Below are 21,770 nucleotides of genomic sequence, written 5' to 3'. Positions count from 1 at the left end.
CGGCGGCGACCCTGCTCCCCCACAGCCCAAAAGGCTCAGGTGGCGACGGTCCCTCCACCGACAGTCCGCCTGGCGTTGGCGCGTCAGGCGGACGTCCCGGAAGACACCGTCAGACTAACACCGCTCCAACAGACAAGGTGGCGCGTCGCCCTCTTCGGCGACGTGACGGAGGGGGTTGAAGCGCGCCGGCCTAGCGGCCAGCTCCGCCGCCCAGCGCGCGGTAGAGGGTGACGCGGTTGGTGGCTTCCACCAGGCGGGTGTTGGTCAGGGCCTGGCGGGCGCCATAGAGGGTGCGCTGGGCGTCCAGCAGGGCCAGATAGCCGTCGACGCCGCGATCGTAGCGGGCCTGGGTCAGGCGCTGGACGTCGGTCGCCGCGGCGACCAGGCGCTCCTGGGCCTCGATCCGCTCGCGGATGGTGGCGCGGATGGCGAGCGCGTCGGAGACCTCCCGGAAGGCGGTCTGGACGGCCTTTTCATACTGCGAGACGGCGATATCGCGATTGGCCCTGGCCACGCCGAGGCCGGCGATATTGGCCCCGCCGGCGAAGATCGGCAGGGTGATCTGCGGCATGAAACTCCAGGTCCCGGTCCCGGCGCTGAACAGCTTGTCGAGGTCGGTGCTGGCGTTCCCGGTGGCGCCCGTGAGCGTGATCCGCGGGAAGAAGGCCGCGCGCGCGGCGCCGATATTGGCGTTCTGGGCCTGGAGCGTGTGCTCGGCGGCCAGGACATCCGGCCGGCGGGTCAGGACCTCGGACGGCAAGCCGGGGGGCAGGTCGGCCAGGACGGCGATCTGCGTCGGGCCGCCACTGGGCAGCAGGTCGGCCGGGACCTCGGCGCCGACCACCAGGCGCAGGGCGTTACGGTCGAGATCGACCAGGGCCTCAGCCGCCGCCGCATCGCTGCGGGCCTGTTCGGCCAGGGTCTCGGTCTGGCGCAGGTCGAGCTGGGAGGTGGCCCCGCCCTCGAAGCGCTTGCGCGCCAGGCCGAGCGCGTCCTCGCGGACCTTGAGCGTGTCGCGGGTGATGGCCAGCAGGTCCTGGTCGGCGGCCAGGGTGAGGTAGGTCGTGGCCACTTCGCCGATCAGGCTGATCTGGGCGACGCGGCGGTTCTCCTCGGTGGCGAAGTAGCTCTGCAGGGCCGCGGCGCTGAGGCTGCGGACCCGGCCGAACAGGTCGAGCTCATAGGCCGCGAGCCCGACGGTGGCGCTGTACTGCTCGGTCTCGAAGGCTTGGCCGGTCTGGGAGACCGAGGCCGGGGTGCGCGACTGGGTCTCCGAGCTCGTGGCGTTGATGGTCGGCAGCAGGGCCGCGCGCTGGATGCGGTATTGCGACCGCGCGCGCTCGATATTGCCGACCGCCACCCGCAGGTCGCGGTTCTCCTTGAGCGCCAGGTCGATGACGCCTTGCAGGCCCGGGTCCTGGAAGACCTGCCGCCAGTCGAGCTCGGCGGCGGAGGGCCCCTGGGCGGTCGCGGCCTCGGGCCAGGCCTGGGCGACCGGCAGGGCCGGACGCTCATAGCGCGGGGCCATGGTGCAGGCCGAGACGGCGGTCGCGGCCAGCAGGACCGCGGCTAGGGTTCGACGCGACATCAGCTCGCCTCGCTGGGGGTGGGAACGGCTTCCTCGGTCTTGGGGGCGCGGCCGAGGTGGCGCTGGACCAGGACGAAGAAGAGCGGGACGAAGAAGATGGCGAGCGCCACGGCGGAGATCATCCCGCCGATCACGCCCGTGCCGATGGCGTGCTGGCTGCCTGAGCCCGGTCCGTTGGCGATGGCCAGCGGCAGGACCCCGAAGACGAAGGCCAGCGAGGTCATCAGGATCGGCCGCAGGCGGATGCGCACGGCCTCGAGCGTGGCCTCGACCAGGTCGGCTCCGGCGCGGTAGCGGTCCTTGGCGAACTCAACGATCAGGATGGCGTTCTTGGCCGCCAGGCCCATGGTCGTGAGCAGGCCCACCTGGAAATAGATGTCGTTGGAGAGGCCGCGCAGGGTGGTGGCCAGCACCGCGCCGACGACGCCCAGGGGGACGACCATGATCACCGACAGCGGGATGGTCCAGCTCTCATAGAGGGCGGCCAGCAACAGGAAGACCACAAGGACGGAGAGGGTGTAGAGGGCTGGCGCCTGGGCGCCGGACTCCCGTTCCTGCAGCGACAGGCCGGTCCATTCGTAGCCGATGCCGGGGGGCAGCTTGGCGGCCAGGGTCTCCATGGACTTCATGGCCTCGCCCGAGCTCTTGCCCGGCGCCGGGGCGCCCTGGATGTTGACCGACGAGAGGCCGTTATAGCGCTCCAGGCGGGGCGAGCCGACCGTCCACCGGGTGGTGGCGAAGGCCGAGAAGGGGACCATCTGGCCCTTGTCGTTGCGCACGTACCAGCGCTCCAGGTCCTCGGGGGCCATGCGGTAGGGGGCATCAGCCTGGACGAAGACCTTCTTGATCCGTCCCCGGTCGATGAAGTCGTTCACGTAGGCCCCGCCAAGCGCGGCGCTGAGCGAGCTGTTGATGTCGGCGGTGGTCAGGCCCAGTGCGCCGGCCTTGGCCTGGTCGACGTCGATACGCAGCTGCGGGGTGTCGTCCTGGCCGTTGGGCCGGACGCCCGCCAGGGTCGGGTCCTGGCCGGCCATGCCGAGCATCTGGCCGCGGGCGGCCATCAGCGTCTCGTGACCCACGCCGCCGACGTCCTGCAGCTGGAAGTCGAAGCCCGAGGAGGTTCCGAGCTCCGGCACCGCCGGCGGGACGACGGCGAAGACCATGGCGTCGCGATAGCCGCCGAACTCCGCCATGGCGCGCCCCGCCACGGCTGGGGCCTTGAGGTCGCCGACCTTGCGCTCTTCGAAGGGCTTCAGCCGCACGAAGGCGATTCCGGCGTTCTGGCCGGCGCCCGAGAAGCTGAAGCCCGAGACCGTGAACACCGCCAGGACGGCGTCGTCCTTGGCGTAGTGCTCGCGGACCCGCTTGAGCACGCCCTGGGTGCGCTCCGCGGTCGCGCCGGGGGGAAGCTGGACCAGGGTGATGACATTGCCCTGGTCCTCTTCCGGCAGGAAGGCCGTGGGCAGGCGGACGAACAGCAGGGCCAGGATCACGATGATGCCGGCATAGATCAGCATCCAGCGCCCGCCATTGCCCAGGATGCGGCGGACCTGGTTCTGGTAGCGGCCGCTGGCGTTGTCGAAGTTGCGGTTGAACCAGCCGAAGAAGCCGCTCTTGGTGACGCCGTGACCCTTGGGTTTGGGCTTGAGCAGGGTGGCGCAGAGCGCCGGGGTGAGGACCAGGGCGACGAGGACCGACAGCGCCATGGCCGAGACCAGGGTGATGGAGAACTGGCGGTAGATCACGCCCTGGGAGCCACCAAAGAAGGCCATGGGCACGAAGACCGCGGCCAGGACCAGGGCGATGCCGATCAGGGCGCCGGTGATCTCGTCCATGGATTTGCGCGACGCCTCCCTGGGCGACAGGCCTTCCTCTTCCATCAGCCGCTCGACGTTCTCGACCACGACGATGGCGTCGTCGACCAGCAGGCCGATGGCCAGCACCAGGCCGAACATGGTGAGCGTGTTGATCGAGTAGCCGAAGGCCGCCAGCACCCCGAACGTGCCCAGCAGGACCACCGGCACGGCGATGGTCGGGATGAGCGTGGCGCGCCAGTTCTGCAGGAAGAGGAACATCACCAGGAAGACCAGGACGATGGCCTCGACCAGGGTCTTCACCACCTCCTCGATCGACTGCTGCACGAAGGGCGTAGAGTCGACGGGGATGACGTACTCGACGCCGGCGGGAAAGCTTGAGGACAGTTCGTCGACGCGGGCCTTCACCGCCGCGGCGGTGTCGAGCGCATTGGCGCCGGGCGCGAGCCTGATCGCGACGCCCGCGGCCGGCTGGCCGTTGTACTTGGCGATAGAGCCGTAGTTCTCGGCCCCGAGCTCGACGCGGGCGACGTCGCGCAGGAAGACGTGGGCGCCGTCGGGCGTGGTGCGCAGGACGATCGCCCGGAACTGGTCGGGGGTTTGCAGGCGCGACTGGGCGCTGATGGTGGCGTTGAGCGCCGTTCCGGGGGTGGACGGCGCGCCGCCGAGCTGGCCCGCGGAGACCTGGGCGTTCTGGGCGCGGATGGCGGCGATCACGTCGGCCGGGGTGAGGGAGAAGGAGGCCAGCTTGGCGGGGTCCAGCCAGATGCGCATGGCGTATTGGGCGCCGAACAGCTGGACGTCGCCGACCCCATCGACCCGGCTGATCGGGTCCTGCAGGTTCGAGGCGATGTAGTCGGCCAGGTCGTTGTCGGTGGACTTGCCGTCGGCGGAATAGAGACCCACCACCATCAGGAAGTTGCGGGCTGACTTGACCACGCTGAGGCCCTGCTGCTGCACCTCCTGGGGCAGGAGGGCGGTGGCGGTCTGCAGCTTGTTCTGCACCTGCACCTGGGCGATATCGATATTGGTCCCGCCCTTGAAGGTCAGGGTGACGGTGGCCGCGCCGCTCGAGTCGCTGCTGGACGACATGTAGAGCAGGCCGTCCAGGCCTTTCATCTTCTGCTCGATGACCTGGGTGACGCTGTCCTCGACGGTCTTGGCCGAGGCGCCGGGATAGAAGGCCTGGACCGCCACCTGGGGCAGGGCGATGTCGGGATACTGCGCGATCGGCAGGCTGCGGATGGCCAGGGCGCCGGCCAGCATGATGACGATGGCCACGACCCAGGCGAAGATCGGCCGGTCGATGAAGAAACGGGACAACATGGCCGGGACCTAGGACTTGGCGCTGACGGGGGCGGGCTTGGCGCCGAGCGGGGCGGGCTTGATGTCTGCGCCGGGCCGCAGGTTCTGCAGGCCCTCGACGATCACCTTCTCGCCTGACTTCAGGCCGCCGGTGACCAGCCACTTGTCGCCCACCGTCTGGGCGACGGTGAGGGGCCGGATCTCGGCCTTGTTCCCCGCGCCGACCACCAGGACCGTGGCCTGGCCCTTGGGATCGCGGCTGACGGCGGCCTGGGGGATCAGCATGCCGTTGGTGGCCACGCCCTTGCTGAGCCTGGCGCGGACATACATGCCGGGCAGCAGGGCGCCCTGGGGATTGGGGAAGACCGCGCGCAAGCCGACCGAGCCGGTGCCGGGGTCCACGGTGACGTCGGAAAACTGCAGCGTGCCGGGCAGGGGATAGGTCGAGCCGTCCTCCAGGATCAGGCTGACCTGAGCGGTGTTGGTCGCGCCCAGCTGGCCGTTGGCCATGTCGCGCTTCAGCTTCAGCAGATCGGCGGAGGACTGGGTGACGTCGACATAGATCCGGTCGAGGTTCTGGACCACGGCCAGGGCGTTCGCCTGGCCGGCGGTGACCAGGGCGCCGGGAGTGACGGTGGACTTGCCGATGCGGCCGGAGATGGGCGCGGCCACGCGGGTGTAGCCGAGATTGATGCGCGCCTGGTCCACCGCCGCGCGCTGGGCCTGGACGTTGGCGGCGGCCTGCTGGGCGGCGGCCTGGGCGTCGTCGTTCTCTTGGCGGGAAACGGCGCTGATCGCCACCAGGTCCTTGTAGCGGTCGGCCTTCAGCTTGGCGGAGACATGGGCGGCCTGGGCCTGGGCCAGGCCGGCGTTGGCGCTGTTGAGGCTGGCGCGATAGGTGGCGGGATCGATCTGGTAGAGGGCCTGGCCGGCGCGGACCTGGCCGCCTTCCTGGAACAGGCGGGCCTGGACGATGCCGCCGACCTGGGGCCGGACCTCGGAGACCAGCACGGCCGAGGTGCGGCCCGACAGCTCGGTGGTGAGCGCCACCGGTTCGGTGCGCGCCACGATGAAGCCGACTGGGGCGGGGCCGCCCATGTCGGGACCGCCCGGCGTCTTGGGGCCGCAGGCGGCCAGGGCGAGGACGGCGAGGACGGCGGCCGCGCCGCTCCGGATCGATAGAGGCATGTTCGCACCTGGGGGCGGCAGGGCGCCGCAGGCCTGTGGCCTTGACGGAATCCCGCGGGTAGACGACATGAGAATGAACGTTCATTCTCGGGTGGCGGACTTAAGGTCGGCCAACGGGCAAGTCAACCGCAGGCGACAGACTTTTGTTGCAACGCACAATTGGGGAGGCCTAGTGACGGACGCAATAACCCCGGCCCGGCCGACGGCGGAAGCCCGGCGCCAGCAGATCCTCGACGCGGCCTGCGCGTGCGTCCGTCGGGCGGGCTTCCACGGGGCGAGCATGGCCGAAATCGCCCAGGCCGCGGGCCTGAGCGTGGGCCAGATCTACCGCTATTTCGAGAACAAGGAGGCGATCATCGCCGCCATCGTCGACCAGGACCTGGCCGAGATGCGCGAGAAGTTCGCCGAGATGGAAAGGGCCGGGGGCTCGCTGGTCGAGACGATCGTCAGCCAGCGCTTCGACGCCCTCGATCGTCACTATGAACCCGATCGCGCCGCCCTGATGCTGGAGGTCCTGGCCGAGGCCGCGCGCAATCCGCGGGTCGCCGCCATCGTGCGGGAGGCCGACACCGTCGAGCGGGCGCTGAAGCGGTCGATCCTCGACCGGGTCAGCCCGCCGGGCGCCAGCGAGGAAGAACTGGTGGCGCGGGGCGAGGTGCTGAGCATGTTGTTCGAGGGCATGGTGATCCGCGGGGTCAACAATCCGGGCGCGAATCGACAGGCCATGGGTGAGGTCCTGGGCTCGGTGCTGCGCCATTTGTTGACGGACTGTGTCGGCCAGCCCGCGAACAAGGCCGAATCCTAGGCACCGCGCATCGGGGCCGCGTCACAAGGCTCTGGTCAGACGACGAATTTGGTCGCATCCTGCATTTTGCGTACGGCAAGCCCTCGAGAGCGGGCCGGCGCGTGGAGGAAACGATGTCGCTGCATCACACCGCTCAGCGTGCGCCAAAGACCCTCGGCGAAAGCGCGATCTGCTTCGCCTTTACGGCCGCGGCGCTGGTCGCCCTCACGGTCGGCCTGCAATGGCTGTTCGGATTGGTCCTCTAGACCCTTTCCGGGTCAGCTGGACTCATCTGACCGGATGAAAAGAGTCTATCTTCAAGAGCTTAGAGCGTGAGGCCGCCTGAACCGGTATCCACTTCAGGCTGTCACGCTCTTGGGCCTGAGTTCGTGCGGCCTAGACCCCGCCGATCCTGCGGATCAGGCCGGCCAGCCGCGCCACGCCATCCTCAATCTGGACGTCCGTCGGCAGGGAATAGCTGAGGCGGATGGCGTTGGCCGCGGGGACCTCGGCGAAGAACGGCTCGCCGGGCACGAAGGCGACGCGCTCCTCGGCGATGGCGCGTTCCAGCAGGAGCTTGCCATCCATGCCCTCCGGCAGCCACAGCCAGACGAACATGCCGCCTTCCGGCTTCGACCAGGTGACGCCCAGCGGCATGTGCCGCGCAAGGGCGTCGAGGGTCGCCCGGGCCTTGGCGCCATAGGCGTTGCGCAGCCGCGACAGGTGTTGCTCGTAACCCTCGGACACCGTGCCGTAGGCGACCATCTGGTTGATGGTGGAGACGTGCAGGTCGCAGCCCTGCTTGAGTAGGACCAGCTTCTCGATCACCGCCCGGGGACCGCAGACCCAGCCCATGCGCAGGGCCGGCGAGATGGTCTTGGATAGCGTGCCGCAGAAGAGGGTCCGCACGGTCTCGATGGAGCCTGTGCGGGCGATGTCGAGGGCGAGCAGGCTGGGAGCCTGGGCGGCGCCGAACCGCAGCTCGCGATAGGCGGCGTCCTCGATCAGGGTCATGTCCTGGCGTTCGGCCAGGTCCAGCAGCGCTTCGCGCTCGGCCAGGGTGAGGCTTTCACCGGTCGGGTTGGCGAAGTCGGGGACGAAATAGCCAAGCGGCCGGGGCGCGCGACCGTCCAGCAGGGCCGTCCCGTCGATCTCCCCGCAAAGCGCGCCGCTGGGCAGGTCGAGATAGTCGGGTTCGTAGGCGCTGAAGGCCTGCAAGGCGCCCAGATAGGTCGGCCGCGCGACCACCACCGTGTCGCCTGGGCTCAGGAACAGCTTGCCCAGCAGGTCCAGGGCCTGTTGGGAGCCGGCGGTCAGCAGGATGTTGTGCTCGTCGCAGGCCACGTCCGAAAGGGCCATGCGCTCGGCGATCCAGCGGCGCAGGGGCAGGTAGCCCTCGCTGACCGAGTACTGCAGGGCCTGCCGCGCCTGGACGGGATCGGCCAGGATCTCGTCATAGGCGGCCTGGATGGCGGCGGCGGGGAACATCTCCGGGTCGGGGATGCCGCCCGCGAAGGAGAGAATGTCGGGCTGGTCCAGGAGCTTGAGCAGCTCGCGGATCTCGTTGGCGCGGACGCGCGCCATGCGGTCGCTGAAACGCGCGGCCCAGTCGGGGGGCGGGGTGGTCATGAGCAAGGTCTCTTATCGTATCGCCGACGCCGTGGGCGTCTGTCTGGCCGCGCGGACGCGGCCTCTCACCTGATGGGGGTCAGGGGCATACGCTGCAGGTCTGGCCCTGCGTCCGGCGGCGCCAGAAGCGTCGCGGAGCGCGTTTGAACTTGCTCATGGGCCAAGCTTAGCGGGGCGACGCTGATAGGGAAACCCCCGCGGCGATCCCGTCGAACCCTTCTCCCCTTGCGGGAGAAGGTGGCCCCGCGAGAGAGGGGTCGAAAGCCCTATCCGTCCGAGATCTGAGTTGCGGCGGCGAGTTCTGAGAGACCCCTCATCCGTCGGGCTCCTCGCCCGACACCTTCTCCCGCAAGGGGAGAAGGAACGCTGGGCCTTTGGACTCTTGTGAGCCTCAGTTCTTGGTCGGGATCACCACTTCCATGTACTCGTAGCCCTTGACGAAGGCCGAGGGCACGCGGCGGGGCTCGTCCAGGACCTTGATCTCGGGGAAGCGCGGCAGGATCTCTTCCCAGAGGATGCGCAGCTGGAGTTCGGCCAGGCGGTTGCCCACGCAGCGGTGGATGCCGAAGCCGAAGGAGAGGTGGTTACGGGGCCGTTCGCGGTCGATGATGTAGGCGTTCGGGTTGTCGATCACCTCTTCGTCCCGGTTGCCCGAGGCGTACCACATGATGACCTTGTCGCCCTTCTTGATGGTCTTGCCGCCCAGCTCGAAGTCCTTGGTGGCCGTGCGGCGCATGTGGGCCAGCGGGGTCTGCCAGCGGATGGTCTCGGAGACCATCGACGGGATCAGGCCGGGATTGTCGCGTAGCTTGCGGTACTGGTCGGGGTTCTGGTTGAGCGCCAGGACCGAGCCGGTCATCGAGTTGCGGGTGGTGTCGTTGCCGCCGACGATCAGCAGGATCAGGTTCCCGAGATACTCCATCCGGTCCATGTTCTTGGTGGCCTCGCCGTGGGCGAGCATGGAGATCAGGTCGCCCTTGGGCTCGGCGGCGATCCGCTCGTTCCAGAGCCGGGTGAAATAGTCGACGCAGCCGAACAGCTCCATCTTCCGTTCCGCGTCGACGATCTCGGGATCGGTGGAGCTGAAGAGGCCGGATTCCGGACCCGCCGTGGCCACGTCCGACCAGCGGGTCAGCATGCGGCGGTCTTCCCAGGGGAAGTCGAACAGGGTGGCCAGCATCTGGGTGGTCAGCTCGATGGAGACCCGGTCGACCCAGTCGAAGGGCTCGCCGATGGGGAGCTCATCCAGGGTCTTCTGGATGCGGCTGCGGATCAGCGGCTCAAGCACATGCAGGTTGGCCGGCGAGACGATGGGGCTGACGGTCTTGCGCTGGACGTCGTGCTTGGGCGGGTCCATCGCGATGAACATCGGAAGCGTGAAGTCTTCCTTGGGGTCGAAGATGGTGATCGCCGGCTCGGACGAGAACACCTCGTGATTGGTGTCGACGGCCATGATGTCGTTGTACTTGGTCACCGACCAGAAGGCGCCGTCCTCGTGGTGTTCGGCCGGGTGGAGGTGGACCGGATCCTCTTTCCGCAGGCGCTCGAAGTAGGGCCACATGGTGTCGGTGCGCCACAATTCGAGGTCGGTGAGGTTGATGTCCTCCAGGGGCATGGCATAGGCCTTGGCCCGGGCCTCGGCTTTCAGGTCGATCGCGCCGTCGCTCATGGGATCCTCCGTGCAGCGCCATCTGCGGGCGCTTCTGTCGCTATCTAATCACTGTTCAGAAGAATGCGGGAGCGGGGCCCGGCTGGCAACCCCGTGATCGATGACACCTGCGTCATTTTAGGGGGTCGCGCCAGTTTTTCTGCGCTGACGTGGCGCCGCGGCCATGCTCTACGTGCGCCGAACATCTGTTTGAAACCGGAGCGCCCATGGCCGCCGCCGCCCTCTTCACGCCCTTCACCTTCAAGGGCCTGCATCTCGCCAACCGCGTCGTGATGGCGCCGATGACCCGCTCGTTCTCGCCGGACGGCGTGGCGACCCAGGAGGTGGCGGCCTATTACCGCCGCCGCGCCGAGGGCCAGGTGGGGCTGATCGTCTCGGAAGGCACGGGCGTCGACCGCCCCGCCTCGGTGAACGACCGCAACGTGCCGCGCTTCCATGGCGAGAAGGAGCTGGCCGCTTGGAAGACCGTCATCGACGAAGTCCACGCCGCGGGCGGGGTGATGGCGCCGCAGCTCTGGCACGTGGGCGCCGTGCGCACCCGCGACCCGGAATGGAGCCCGCCCGGCCAGTATGACAGCCCCTCGGGCCTGTCGCGCCCGGACAAGGAATTCGGCGCCCCGATGAGCGACGCCGACGTCGCCGACGCAATCCGCGCCTTCGCCGACGCCGCGGCCGCCGCCAAGGCGCTGGGCTATGACGCCGTCGAGCTGCACGGCGCGCACGGCTATCTGATCGATCAGTTCTTCTGGGACGGCACCAACCGCCGCGAAGACGCCTACGGCTCCAAGGACCTGCCGGGCCGGGCGCGCTTCGCCGCCGATATCCTCAAGGCCGTGCGCAAGGCGGTGGGACCGGACTATCCGGTGATCATCCGCATCAGCCAATGGAAGCAGCAGGACTATGAGGTGAAGCTGGCCCAGGACCCCAAGGCGCTGGAAGCCTGGCTGGGCGCCCTGGTCGATGCCGGCGCCGACATCCTGCATTGCTCGCAGCGGCGGTTCTGGGAGCCCGAGTTCGAGGGCTCGGACCTCAACTTCGCCGGCTGGGCCAAGAAGGTCACCGGCGTCCCGACCATCACGGTGGGCTCGGTCGGCCTTTCGGGCGAGTTCATCGCCGGCTTCGCGGGCGAGGCCTCCCAGCCCGCCTCGCTGGACGAGCTGGAGAAGCGCCTGGAACGCGGGGACTTCGACCTGGTCGGCGTCGGCCGCGCCCTGCTGCAGGACCCGGAGTGGGTGGTGAAGATCCGCGACGGCCGCACCGAGGAGCTGAAGAGCTTCGACCGGGGCGTGATGGCGACGCTGTACTAGGGGCGACCTTTACGCCGCCCTTATGCGTGGGGGCCGCAATCCACATCGAACCCTGACGTCGACCGGGCCTAAGCCATGGCCTCGGTCACGTGAGGGTGTCGGATGTCGGGTGAGCAGGTCTTGGCGCCGGACGCCGCGCCAGTTGCGGCGGCCAAGCGGGGGCAGGGCTTCTGGGCCCTGACGCTCGGTTCGATCGGCGTGGTGTTCGGGGATATCGGGACCAGCCCCCTCTACGCCATGAAGGAGGCGCTGGCCCACGCCAAGGGCGGCGCCTCGGACCTGGCGGTGTTCGGGGTGGTGTCGCTGATCTTCTGGGCGCTGCTGCTGATCGTGACCCTGAAATACGTGGTCGTGGTCATGCGCGCCGACAACAAGGGCGAGGGCGGCACCCTGGCCCTGATGGCCCTGGCCCAGCACGCGGCCGGCCGGCGGTCGGGATGGATCTTGGTGCTCGGCATCTGCGGCGCGGCGCTGTTCTACGGCGACGGCCTGATCACACCGGCGATTTCCGTGCTGTCAGCCACCGAAGGCCTCACCTTGGCGCCGGGGGTCGGCAAGCTCTTCGAACCCTATGTCCTGCCGGCCGCGGCCGTGATCCTGACCGGCCTGTTCCTGGTCCAGTCGCGGGGCACAGCCGCCGTCGGCCGGTTCTTCGGCCCGATCACGCTGGTCTGGTTCCTGACCCTGGCGGCCATGGGCATGATCCATATCGTCCAGGAGCCGTCGATCCTGAAGGCGCTCAGCCCGACCTACGCGGTCCGTCTGCTGGTCGGCAACGGCCTGCTGGGTTTCGCCATCCTGGGCAGCGTGTTCCTCGTCGTCACCGGGGCGGAGGCGCTCTATGCCGACATGGGGCACTTCGGAAAGGCGCCGATCCGCGCCGGCTGGCTGATGGTCGCCTTCCCCTGCTTGATGCTGAATTATCTGGGCCAGGGCGCGCTGGTGTTGAGCGACCCGTCCACGGCCGAGAGCCCCTTTTTCCGCATGATCCCGGAGATGGCCTACTGGCCGGTCATGGCCCTGACCACCGCGGCGACGGTTATCGCCAGCCAGGCGGTCATCACCGGCGCCTATTCGGTCACCCAGCAGGCGGTCCAGCTTGGCCTGCTGCCGCGCATCGAGATCAAGCGGACCAGCGAGACGGTCGCGGGCCAGATCTATGTGCCGGCGGTCAACGCCTTCCTGCTGGTCGGGGTGGTGCTGCTGCTGTTCGTGTTCCGCAATTCCTCGAACCTGGCGTCGGCCTATGGCATCGCCGTGACGGCGACCATGGTGGTCACCGTGCTGCTGCTGTTCATCGTCGAGCAGAAGCTGTGGAAGTGGCCGCTGGCCGTGTCCCTCGCGGTGGTCGTCCCGTTCCTCTGCATCGACCTGGTCTTCCTGGGATCCAACGTCCTGCGGATCGCCGACGGCGGCTGGTTCCCGATCGCGGCCGGCGGCGCCATCGTGCTGGTCATGTGGACCTGGATGAAGGGCGCGCGGCTTCTCGGCGACAAGACGCAGCGTGACTCGGTTCCACTCGAAGATCTGATCGCGACCTTCAACCGCCGCTCGCCGTTCCGCGTGCCGGGCACGGCGATCTTCCTCACCTCGCAGGCCGACGTGGCGCCCGTGGCGCTCATGCACAACCTGAAGCACAACAAGGTGCTGCATGAGCGGAACATCATGCTGACCGTGCAGACGTCGGACCGTCCGCGCGTGCCGGAGGCGGGCCGGGTCCATATCGAGACGATCAGTCCCGACTTCGATCGCATCACGGTGACCTACGGCTTCATGGAGCAGCCCAACCTGCCCAGGGCCTTGAGCGCGAGCCGCCGTCAGGGGCTCAAGTTCGACGTGATGGCGACGTCCTTCTTCCTGGGCCGCCGCTCGGTGGTGGCCGGAACAGGGCCGGGCATGCCGCTCTGGCAGGACAGGCTGTTCATCTATCTGATGAAAAACGCCGCCAATCCGACGGACTATTTCCGCATCCCGCCCGGGCGCGTGGTCGAGATGGGCGCCCAGGTCGCGATCTAGGTGTCGCCGATGAAGCGGTAGCCGACGCCCGGCTCAGTCACGATGTGCGCCGGCTGGGCGGGGTCGGACTCCAGCTTCTGGCGAAGCTGGCCGATGAAGACCCTCAGATACTGGGTGTCGTGTTCGTGGGCCGGACCCCAGACGGCGGTCAGCAACTGGCGGTGGGTGATCACCTTGCCGCCGCCCTGGACCAGACGCGCCAGCAGTTCGAACTCCTTGGGCGACAGCCGCACCGCGGCGCCGTCGCGTCGGACCGAGCGCATGGGCAGATCGATGTCCAGCTCGCCCGCGCGCACCGCCGTGGGCGCCGTCCCGCCGCTAGGGCCGCGGCGGATGGCGGCGCGCAGGCGGGCCAGCAACTCGCCGACACCGAACGGCTTCTCGACGAAATCGTCGGCTCCGAGATCCAGGGCGTCGATCTTCTCGGTCTCGCGGTCCCTGGCGGAGAGAATCAGGATCGGACCGTCATAGAATTCCCGCGCCTTCCGAAGCGCGTCCTTGCCGTCCATGTCGGGAAGTCCGAGGTCCAGGATGACCGCGTCGGGCGCGCGCAGGGCGATTTCACGCAGGGCGGCGGCAGCGGTCTCGGCCCGGATGGGTTCGAAGCCGGCGGCTTCCAGGGCGGGTGACAGGAACCGGTGAATCTGGGGTTCGTCGTCGACGACGAGGATGCGGAGACGAAGGCTCACAGGAGGTCCCTTGGCGTGCGATGGGCCTTGGGCAGCGAGATCAGGAACCGCGTGCCGCGTCCATCGAGAACCGGGCTGGTGGCCGCAATCCTCCCACCCATCGCCTCCACAAAGCCCTTGGCGATGGACAGGCCCAGGCCCAGGCCCTGCGCCCGGTCGGTCGGGGTCTCCAGCCTGCGGAACCGATCGAAGACGCTGTCGAGCGCCTGGGCTGGGATGCCGGGCCCCTCGTCCTCGATGGAGATCAGCACGTGGTCCTGGTCTTCCTGCACCGCGAGCTCGATGGCCGACCCGTCGGGACTGTAGGCGATGGCGTTCTCCAGGATGTTGAGCACCGCCTGTCCCAGCAGCGTGGAGTCGGCGCTGACCTGCGACACCTGGCGGGCGAAGTCGTGGACGATCCGCCGGGCGCCGATCTGCTCGTCGAGCCGAGTCAGCGTCGAGGTCAGCACCTGGCGAACATCGGTCGGCTCCTGCCGGGGTTTGAGCGCCCCGCCTTCCAACCGGCTCATGTCGAGTAGGTCGCCGACATAGCGATTCAGACGGCGAGCCTCCTCGGCGATGCTGTGCAACAGGTCGCGACGCACTGACGGCTTCAGGTCCGCCTCGTACTCCAGCAGGGTGGTGGAGGCGCCGAGCACGGTCGAGAGCGGTGTCCGGAAATCGTGGCTGATCGAGTTCAGGAGCGCCGATCTCAGATGGTCGGCCCTGCGGAGCGCCTCGTTCTCGGCCGCCGCGGCGGCGAGGCCGGCCCGCTCCAACGTCGCTGCGCCCTGGTGCAGCAACGCGACCAGCCGCCCTTCCTGTTCGGGATCGAGGGCCAGGCCCGCGCCGCGGAAGCCGATGATCCCGACCCGTCCGTGCGGGCCCGACAGGGGCCGCAGGAACCACCCGGCGTCGGCAGGGCGCGCGCCGCCCCTCGCGGCGACCTCCCCGGTCTCCCAGGCGTGGCGCGCGGCGAGCCAGGTCGGCTCCGCCAGATCGGTCAAGCCGGGAGGCCCCGCCGCCAGCCGCATGCTCTCGCCGTCTGGCAGCAGCACGATGGCGCTCGATCCGGCGGCCATGGCGGCTTGCTCAGCCAGGGTCTCGGCCGCGTCGTCGAGGCTGGCGGCGGCGGAGAGGCGACGACTAGCCTCCAGCAGCAGGCTGACGGTGCGCGCCCGACGGGCCGTGGTCCTGGCCTCGTCCCGGACCCGGCCCGCCAGCCCTCCGGTGGCGAGCGCCACGGCGAAGAACACCATGAAGGTGAGAATGTCGGCGGGATGGGCGATCGCCAGGGTGAGGCGCGGCTCCAGGAAGAAGAAATTGTAGCTGACCGCCGCGAGCAGGGCCGCGAACAGGGCCGGGCCGAGCCCGAAGCCGAGGGCGCTCGCCAGCACGGCCAGCAGGAACAGCATCGCCAGGTTGGCGCCCGCGAACTGTCCGCCGCCCGCATGGCCGACAAGGTTGGCGCTCGAGACCAGGGCCGCGGCCGCAAGGTAGCCCCCCGCCTTCCCGATCGCCCGCCCACGCCAACCGGGCCGTGCTTTCGCCATTGCGTCCCTGACCTCCTGAGGCCTGCTTGGTCGGCGAGTCTACTGGGCCTTGCCGCGGTCGGACGCAATCACCTCGATGGCGCTGGCGGCCGCGTTCAGGCGTTGTAGTTCAGCTCCAGGCCCGGCCGGGGCCAGCGGGCCTTGAACAGCTTGCCCGTGGCCGAGCAGGTCACCCAAGCGTCCATCATGTCGGCGCCGCCGAAGCAGATGTTGGTCACGATCAGGTCGGGGAAGGCGTGGTGCTCCGTCGAGCCGTCGGGGTCGAAGACGGTGATCCCGCCGTTGATGATGGTGGCGACGCAGACCTTGCCCGCGGCCTCGACGGCAAGGCTGTCGAGGAGTTGGTAGCCCGGCAGGTTGCTGATCACCCGGCCTGGGCCGAAGCCCGCCTGGGGGGCGAGCACGCCCGGTTCAGCGACGTCGAAGGCCCAGAGCCGGCCGAGCTGGGTGTCGGCCACGTAGACCACGCTCTCGTCCGGCGAGAGGCCGACGCCGTTGGGCGAGATGATGTGGTCGCGCTGGCGGCTGATGTGGGAGCCGTCGACCTTCGCGTAGTAGAGGCCGCCGTACTTGCGGCCCTCCGGCGTCGAGCAGCCGTGGTCGGTGAACCAGAAGCCGCCCTGCTTGTCGAAGACCAGGTCGTTGGGCCCGATCAGCCGGCGGCCGTCGCAGGCGTCGTAGAGGGTGGTGAGCGCCCCGGTCTCAAGGTCAAAGCGCTGGATCATGCCGCCGGTGTGGCTGGCGGGCGTGGGGCCCGGGATTGTCATGCCGCCGTTGTCCAGCCACTGGAACGCGCCGCCGTTGTTGGTGATGTAGATGGCGCCGTCCGGGCCCACGGCCGCGCCGTTGGGGCCGCCGCCGGTCTCGACCAGGGTCTCCTTGCGGCCATCGGGATGCACCCGGGTCAGGCGCTGGCCCTTGATCTCGGTGAGGATGACGCCGCCATCGGCCATGGCGATGGGGCCTTCGGGAAACTCGAAACCCTCGGCGATCAGCTGCATGTCCATGGTGGCGCTCCCCCCTCGCCGCTCGGGATGACGGCGTTCGGAGGCGACTATGGCCGGGCGACGCGAGGGCAGGTCAAGGACCTCAGCGCCGCTCCAGCACCCGGAAGGTGAAGGGGTGATCGTCGCCATCGCCGGCCGGATAGGACTCGCGGCGCACCTCGGTCCAGCGGCTCTCGTCGATAGGGGAGAGGACCACGTCGCCCTCGACCTCGGCGTCGACCTCGGTGAGGTAGAGGCGCTTGGCGCGAGGCAGGGCCATCTCGAACAGCGAAGCGCCGCCGATGACGCAGACCTCGTCGACGCCGTCCTCCTGCGCCTGTTCCTTTGCGATGGCGAAGGCCTCGGCGAACTCCTCGCAGACCACGGCCTGCTTGGGCTCGAACGAGCCGTCGCGGCTGAGCACGATGTTGGTGCGCCCGATCAGCGGCTTGCGCGGCAGGCTGTCCCAGGTCTTGCGGCCCATGATCACCGGCTTGCCCATGGTCACGGCGCGGAAGATCGCCATGTCGGACTTGAGCCGCCAGGGGAGGCCCCCGTCGCGGCCGATGACGCCGTTGCGCGACCGGGCGATGGGGCCGGCGGTGAGGATCGGTGTGGGCATGCCCGCGTCTTAGCAGGTCAGACGGCGATCGGCGCGCTGATCCTGTCGTGGGCCTTGTAGCCGCGGAGCTTGAAGTCCTCGTACTCGAAGGCGAAGAGGTCGCGCTTGTCGGCGATCTCCATGATCGGCAGGGGCAGGGGCTCGCGTTCGAGCTGTTCCCGGGCCTGGTCGAGGTGGTTCAGATAGAGGTGGGCGTCGCCCAGGGTGTGGACGAACTCACCGGGCTGCAGGCCCACGACCTTGGCCACCATCATGGTCAGCAGGGCGTAGGAGGCGATGTTGAACGGCACGCCTAGGAAGACGTCGGCCGAGCGCTGGTAGAGCTGGCAGGAGAGCTTGCCGTCGGCCACGAAGAACTGGAACAGGCAGTGGCAGGGCGGCAGGGCCATGTCGTCGACATCGGCCGGGTTCCAGGCCGAGACGATGTGGCGGCGCGAATGGGGCATGGTCTTCAGGCTCTCGACCACGGCGGCGATCTGGTCGATGACCCGCCCGTCCGGGGCGGTCCAGGAGCGCCACTGCTTGCCGTAGACGGGACCGAGCTCGCCGTTCGGGCCAGCCCATTCGTCCCAGATGCTGACGCCCCGCTCCTGCAGCCACTTCACATTGGTGTCGCCGCGCAGGAACCAAAGCAGTTCGAGGATGATCGACTTGCGGTGCAGCTTCTTGGTGGTCAGCAAGGGGAAGCCCTTGGCCAGGTCGAAGCGCATCTGGCGGCCGAAAACGCCGCGCGTGCCGGTGCCGGTGCGGTCGCCGCGCTCGACGCCATTGGCCAGGATGTCGGCCAGCAGGTCGAGATACTGCCGCTCCGGATGGGCGGCGGCGGCTTCGACGATGGCGACGTGAGCGTTCATGGGCGAGGCCAAGTTAGGATCCAGGTGATTCGTAGCTGATTCGCTTACGCCTCGGTTGCGACCATTTCGGCTTCTCCACAGCCGCGAAGGCTTGTCACACCGTCGTCGCCGGGGCGTCCTATCGGGACTGCGACACGGGGGAGAGCGCGATGAGGATTCTGGGGGTTCTGGCGGCGGCGATGAGCCTCGCGGCCGCGAACGCGGCGGCTGCCGACAGCCGGGTGGTGCTGGTGACCCTGGACGGCCTGCGCTGGCAGGAGGTGTTCCGTGGGGCCGAGACCGCGCTCGCCGAAGACCCGACCTATGTCGAGGATCGCAAGGCCGTGAAGGCGGCCTATCTGGATCCGACCGACCGCAAGGCGGCGCTGATGCCGTTCCTGCACGAGGTGGTGGCCAAGCAGGGCGTACTGATCGGCGACCGCGACAACGGCTCCTGCGCGCGGGTCACCAACGACCAGTGGTTCTCCTATCCCGGCTACAACGAGATCCTGACCGGACGCCCCGATCCCGCGATCCGCTCCAACGACCCGACCCCGAACGCCAATGTCACGGTCCTCGAGTGGCTGAACCGCCAGCCGGGGTTCAAGGGCAAGGTGGCGGCCTTTACCTCGTGGAACGTGTTCCCGGCCATCATCAACGCGGAGCGCAGCGGCGTCCCGGTCGATGCGGGCATGACGACGCCCAAGGCCCGCACGTCCTTCGAGGCGGCGCTGGGGCGGATGCAGACGCAGACGCCGCGCATCTGGGCGACCGTGCGGTTCGACGTCTTCACCCACAACTACGCCCTGGAGGCGCTGAAGCGCGACAAGCCGAGGATGGTCTACATCTCCTATGGTGAGACCGACGATTTCGCCCATGAGGGCCATTACGGCCTGACGCTGGACGCCGCGCGGCGCACCGACGGCTTCCTGCGCGAGCTGTGGACCGCCCTGCAGGCCGACAAGGCCTATGGCGGCAAGACCACGCTGATCGTCACCACCGACCATGGCCGCGGCGCCGGCGACAAGAAGGGCGACTGGAAGAGCCACGGCAAGGTGCTGTGGCCGCGTTCCGACGAGACATGGATCGCGGTGATCGGCCCGGGGGTGAAGGCGGGGCTCTCCAAGACGCCGCAGTGCGCAGGCGCCGACCAGGTGGCGGCCACGGCGCTCACCGCCCTGGGGCTGGACTGGAAGGCGTTCGACCCGACGGCCGGGGCGCCGCTACCGATCTTCGAGGACCCGCGCTAGGCGAGAGCTACAGGCGGCTGGACGCCCCGCCGAAATGGCCCAAGGCATCCGCAGCTTCGCCGAGATGCAGAGCGACCACAACGTCTCCCCGACCAAGGGCAACTAGGCCCCGCCTCAGCCCGCGAAGCCGCCCTCGTCGAGGAAGGCCTGTTCGGCCGGCGTGGTGATCCGGCCCAGGCTGGCGTTGCGATGCGGGAAGCGGCCGAAGCGGTCGATGATGTCGCGGTGGATCAACGCCCATTTCAGCGACTCCGCGTCCCCCGTCTCGTCCCGGACGGCGGTGAACAGGCGCACGGCCTCGTCCTGGTCGGCCAGGTCCTCGGAGTGCTCGAAGGGCATGTAGAAGAACTGCCGCAACTGCGGTTCGACGGCGCGGTCGTGGCCGGCGCTCACCGCCGTGCGCGCCACCTGGCGGGCCTTGCCATCGGTGGCGAAGGCGTGGGGCGACCTTCGGAACAGGTTGCGCGGGAACTGGTCGAACAGGATCAGCAGGGCGAGCGCCCCCTCGGCGCTGACCGCCCAGCCGTCATACTCGCCGCGGGCGGCCGCGTAGTGGACGGGCTCGAACTTCAGCGCAATGGCGGCGTCGAACTTGGCGTTCTTGGCGTACCACTTCGGCGGCCCCGCGGTGCGCCAGAAGCCGGTGACGTCCTGCGGTGCGGCCATCTGAACCCTCTCGATCGGTCGCCCTATGTCGGATGGCGCGGCCTTTCGTTCAAGCGCGGTTCAGCTTGTCGGAGTCATCCCTGTTAACCAAGGGACCAATTCGGGCGTCGGCGGTCTTCCGCCACATCGAGAATAGACATGACGAAATTTGGTACGAGCGTTCTGGTCCTGGCCCTGCTGGCCTCCACCGGCGTGGCCGCCGCCCAGGAGGGCGGCTACCGGCCCGAAATGCGCCGCAGCTGGAAGAACACGGACCGGCCGCAGACAGCCCCGGAAACCCGTCCTGCCCGGGAGGCGCGCGAAGCACCGGCCGCGCCGCAGGCCGCGCCCGCTCCCGAAGCGCCGCGGGTGCGCGACGGCGGCGAACGCGGCCCGCGTCCGGGCGGCGAGCGTGGGAACTGGAACCGTGGCGACCGAGGGAGCCGCGGCGGAGACCAGGCGGGTCCGCCCGCGCCCGCCGTGGTCCAGCTCGCGCCCGAGCAGCGTCGCGACTGGAACCGCGACGGGCGGCGTCCCGACTCCGAGCGGGGGGAGCGGCGCGATCGCGACTGGAACAACGATCGCCGCGATGACCGGCGCGACGGCCGCGACTGGAACCGAGACCGCAACGACGGGCGCGACTGGAACCGCAACGACGGTCGTCGCTGGGACGACGCGCGCCGCCATCAGCAGCGGCCGCGCTACGACCGCCGCCACTACCAGCCCGACTGGCGCAGCCAGCAGCGCTACCGCGGCTGGGCCTATCACGCGCCGCGCGGCTTCTACGCCCACAGCTGGGTATTCGGCGACCTGCTGCCGCGCAGCTGGTGGGAGCCGCAGTACCGGATCGACGACTGGTGGGCCTATGGCCTGCCCATTCCGCCCATCGGCTACGAATGGGTCCGGGTCGGGGACGACGCCCTGCTGGTGGACATGTTCAGTGGACGGGTGATCCAGGTGGCCCGCAACCTCTTCTGGTAGACGGTCGTTTGGCCGCGGGACTTCCCTCTCCGAAAGGCGAGGGAAGTCTTGACCTTCGCGCAAAATTCCCCTCCATAGCCCCGCCTTTGCTGCGGCGCCGTTGCGCGGATCCGTGGCGACCTTCGTCTCAGGAGAATGATCATGCGCGTCTACTATGACCGCGACGCCGACCTCGCCCGCATCCTGGACAAGAAGATCGCCATCGTAGGCTATGGCAGCCAGGGTCGCGCGCACGCGCTGAACCTGAAGGATTCCGGCGTGAAGAACGTGGTCGTGGCCCTGCGCCCCGGCTCGGCGACCGCCAAGAAGGTCGAGGCCGATGGCCTGAAGGTCATGTCCGTGCCGGAAGCCGCCGCCTGGGCCGACGCCATCATGGTGCTGGCGCCCGACGAGCTGCAGCGCGGCATCTATAACGACGAAATCGCGCCCAACATCCGCGACGGCGCGGCCCTGCTGTTCGCCCACGGCCTCAACGTCCACTTCAACCTGATCGAGCCGGCCCCCGGCATCGACGTGCTGATGATCGCGCCGAAGGGTCCTGGCCACACCGTGCGCGGCGAGTACCAGAAGGGCGGCGGCGTGCCGTGCCTGATCGCCATCCACCAGAACCCGACGGGCAACGCCCACGACTTCGGCCTGGCCTACGCCTCGGCCATCGGCGGCGGCCGTTCGGGCGTCATCGAGACCACCTTCCGCGAGGAATGCGAGACCGACCTGTTCGGCGAGCAGGCCGTGCTGTGCGGTGGTCTGGTGGAACTGATCCGCGCCGGCTTCGAGACCCTGGTCGAGGCGGGCTACGCGCCCGAAATGGCCTATTTCGAGTGCCTGCACGAGGTGAAGCTGATCGTGGACCTGATCTACGAAGGCGGCATCGCCAACATGAACTACTCGATCTCCAACACCGCCGAGTACGGCGAGTACGTGACCGG

At 68.9% G+C, this 21,770-nt stretch carries 18 protein-coding genes; 7 read left to right on the top strand and 11 right to left on the bottom strand.

All coding sequences use genetic code 11. The annotated features are described in order from the left end of the window. Positions 1-190 precede the first annotated feature (190 nt). From Q8Q77_RS04085 to Q8Q77_RS04075, 3 genes are read right to left on the bottom strand one after another with little or no spacing between them, the layout of a single operon-like run. On the bottom strand, positions 191-1,588 hold the full coding sequence (locus Q8Q77_RS04085) for an efflux transporter outer membrane subunit (protein WP_305581446.1): 1,398 nt from the start codon (positions 1,586-1,588) through the stop codon (positions 191-193). Then, complete coding sequence (locus tag Q8Q77_RS04080; RefSeq protein WP_305581444.1) at positions 1,588-4,728, bottom strand: efflux RND transporter permease subunit; 3,141 nt, start codon at positions 4,726-4,728, stop codon at positions 1,588-1,590. The genes Q8Q77_RS04085 and Q8Q77_RS04080 overlap by 1 nt, the downstream gene beginning before the upstream one ends. A gap of 9 nt (positions 4,729-4,737) precedes the next feature. After that, positions 4,738-5,895, bottom strand: a complete 1,158-nt coding sequence (locus Q8Q77_RS04075) for an efflux RND transporter periplasmic adaptor subunit (protein ID WP_305581442.1) — start codon at positions 5,893-5,895, stop codon at positions 4,738-4,740. Between the two features lie 172 nt (positions 5,896-6,067). Between Q8Q77_RS04075 and Q8Q77_RS04070 the strand changes: the two genes are divergently transcribed. Further along, entirely contained in the window at positions 6,068-6,700 is a 633-nt protein-coding gene (locus Q8Q77_RS04070; protein ID WP_305581440.1) for a TetR/AcrR family transcriptional regulator, read from the top strand. 113 nt (positions 6,701-6,813) lie between these two features. Continuing rightward, entirely contained in the window at positions 6,814-6,945 is a 132-nt protein-coding gene (locus tag Q8Q77_RS04065) for a hypothetical protein (RefSeq protein ID WP_305581438.1), read from the top strand. 130 nt (positions 6,946-7,075) lie between these two features. Here the strand turns inward: Q8Q77_RS04065 and Q8Q77_RS04060 are convergent, their stop codons facing one another. Further along, positions 7,076-8,308 (bottom strand): PLP-dependent aminotransferase family protein, encoded by a 1,233-nt coding sequence (locus Q8Q77_RS04060; protein WP_305581436.1) that lies wholly within the window; start codon positions 8,306-8,308, stop codon positions 7,076-7,078. Positions 8,309-8,699: 391 nt separating this feature from the next. Next, positions 8,700-9,977 carry a cytochrome P450 gene (locus Q8Q77_RS04055; protein WP_305581434.1) on the bottom strand — a complete coding sequence of 426 codons (1,278 nt, stop codon included), beginning with the start codon at positions 9,975-9,977 and terminating at the stop codon, positions 8,700-8,702. Between the two features lie 206 nt (positions 9,978-10,183). Between Q8Q77_RS04055 and Q8Q77_RS04050 the strand changes: the two genes are divergently transcribed. Together Q8Q77_RS04050 and Q8Q77_RS04045 are read left to right on the top strand one after the other, a co-directional pair. Next, positions 10,184-11,284, top strand: a complete 1,101-nt coding sequence (locus tag Q8Q77_RS04050) for an NADH:flavin oxidoreductase (protein WP_305581432.1) — start codon at positions 10,184-10,186, stop codon at positions 11,282-11,284. 102 nt (positions 11,285-11,386) lie between these two features. Then, a complete protein-coding gene (locus Q8Q77_RS04045; RefSeq protein WP_305581430.1) occupies positions 11,387-13,300 on the top strand; it encodes a potassium transporter Kup in 1,914 nt (637 codons plus the stop codon). Here the strand turns inward: Q8Q77_RS04045 and Q8Q77_RS04040 are convergent. From Q8Q77_RS04040 to Q8Q77_RS04020, 5 genes are all read right to left on the bottom strand, one after another. Continuing rightward, a complete protein-coding gene (locus Q8Q77_RS04040) occupies positions 13,297-13,989 on the bottom strand; it encodes a response regulator (protein ID WP_305581428.1) in 693 nt (230 codons plus the stop codon). The genes Q8Q77_RS04045 and Q8Q77_RS04040 overlap by 4 nt on opposite strands. Next, positions 13,986-15,524 (bottom strand): DUF4118 domain-containing protein, encoded by a 1,539-nt coding sequence (locus Q8Q77_RS04035; protein ID WP_305581426.1) that lies wholly within the window; start codon positions 15,522-15,524, stop codon positions 13,986-13,988. The genes Q8Q77_RS04040 and Q8Q77_RS04035 overlap by 4 nt, the downstream gene beginning before the upstream one ends. 95 nt (positions 15,525-15,619) lie before the next feature. Beyond that, the gene (locus tag Q8Q77_RS04030) at positions 15,620-16,531 is read right to left on the bottom strand and encodes an SMP-30/gluconolactonase/LRE family protein (RefSeq protein WP_305581424.1); all 912 of its coding nucleotides are present in this window, start codon (positions 16,529-16,531) and stop codon (positions 15,620-15,622) included. A gap of 82 nt (positions 16,532-16,613) precedes the next feature. Next, on the bottom strand, positions 16,614-17,132 hold the full coding sequence (locus tag Q8Q77_RS04025; RefSeq protein WP_305581422.1) for a dihydrofolate reductase: 519 nt from the start codon (positions 17,130-17,132) through the stop codon (positions 16,614-16,616). A gap of 17 nt (positions 17,133-17,149) precedes the next feature. Beyond that, positions 17,150-17,986, bottom strand: a complete 837-nt coding sequence (locus Q8Q77_RS04020; RefSeq protein WP_305581420.1) for a thymidylate synthase — start codon at positions 17,984-17,986, stop codon at positions 17,150-17,152. Positions 17,987-18,135: 149 nt separating this feature from the next. Between Q8Q77_RS04020 and Q8Q77_RS04015 the strand changes: the two genes are divergently transcribed. Further along, on the top strand, positions 18,136-19,215 hold the full coding sequence (locus Q8Q77_RS04015) for an alkaline phosphatase family protein (RefSeq protein WP_305581418.1): 1,080 nt from the start codon (positions 18,136-18,138) through the stop codon (positions 19,213-19,215). 114 nt (positions 19,216-19,329) lie between these two features. On the opposite strand, the gene Q8Q77_RS04010 is transcribed toward Q8Q77_RS04015, so the two are convergent. After that, positions 19,330-19,881 carry a DUF924 family protein gene (locus tag Q8Q77_RS04010; RefSeq protein WP_305581416.1) on the bottom strand — a complete coding sequence of 184 codons (552 nt, stop codon included), beginning with the start codon at positions 19,879-19,881 and terminating at the stop codon, positions 19,330-19,332. A 138-nt stretch (positions 19,882-20,019) separates the two neighbouring features. Here Q8Q77_RS04010 and Q8Q77_RS04005 point away from each other — a divergent pair, with 138 nt between their 5' ends. Continuing rightward, a complete protein-coding gene (locus Q8Q77_RS04005; protein ID WP_305581414.1) occupies positions 20,020-20,841 on the top strand; it encodes an RcnB family protein in 822 nt (273 codons plus the stop codon). A 141-nt stretch (positions 20,842-20,982) separates the two neighbouring features. Next, positions 20,983-21,770 (top strand): ketol-acid reductoisomerase (gene ilvC, locus Q8Q77_RS04000; RefSeq protein WP_305581412.1); only part of this gene is annotated, 788 nt, incomplete at its 3' end.

It is taken from the genome of Phenylobacterium sp., from assembly GCF_030698145.1.
Classification (GTDB): Bacteria; Pseudomonadota; Alphaproteobacteria; order Caulobacterales; family Caulobacteraceae; genus Phenylobacterium.
This window is presented reverse-complemented; position numbering and strand designations above follow the sequence as displayed.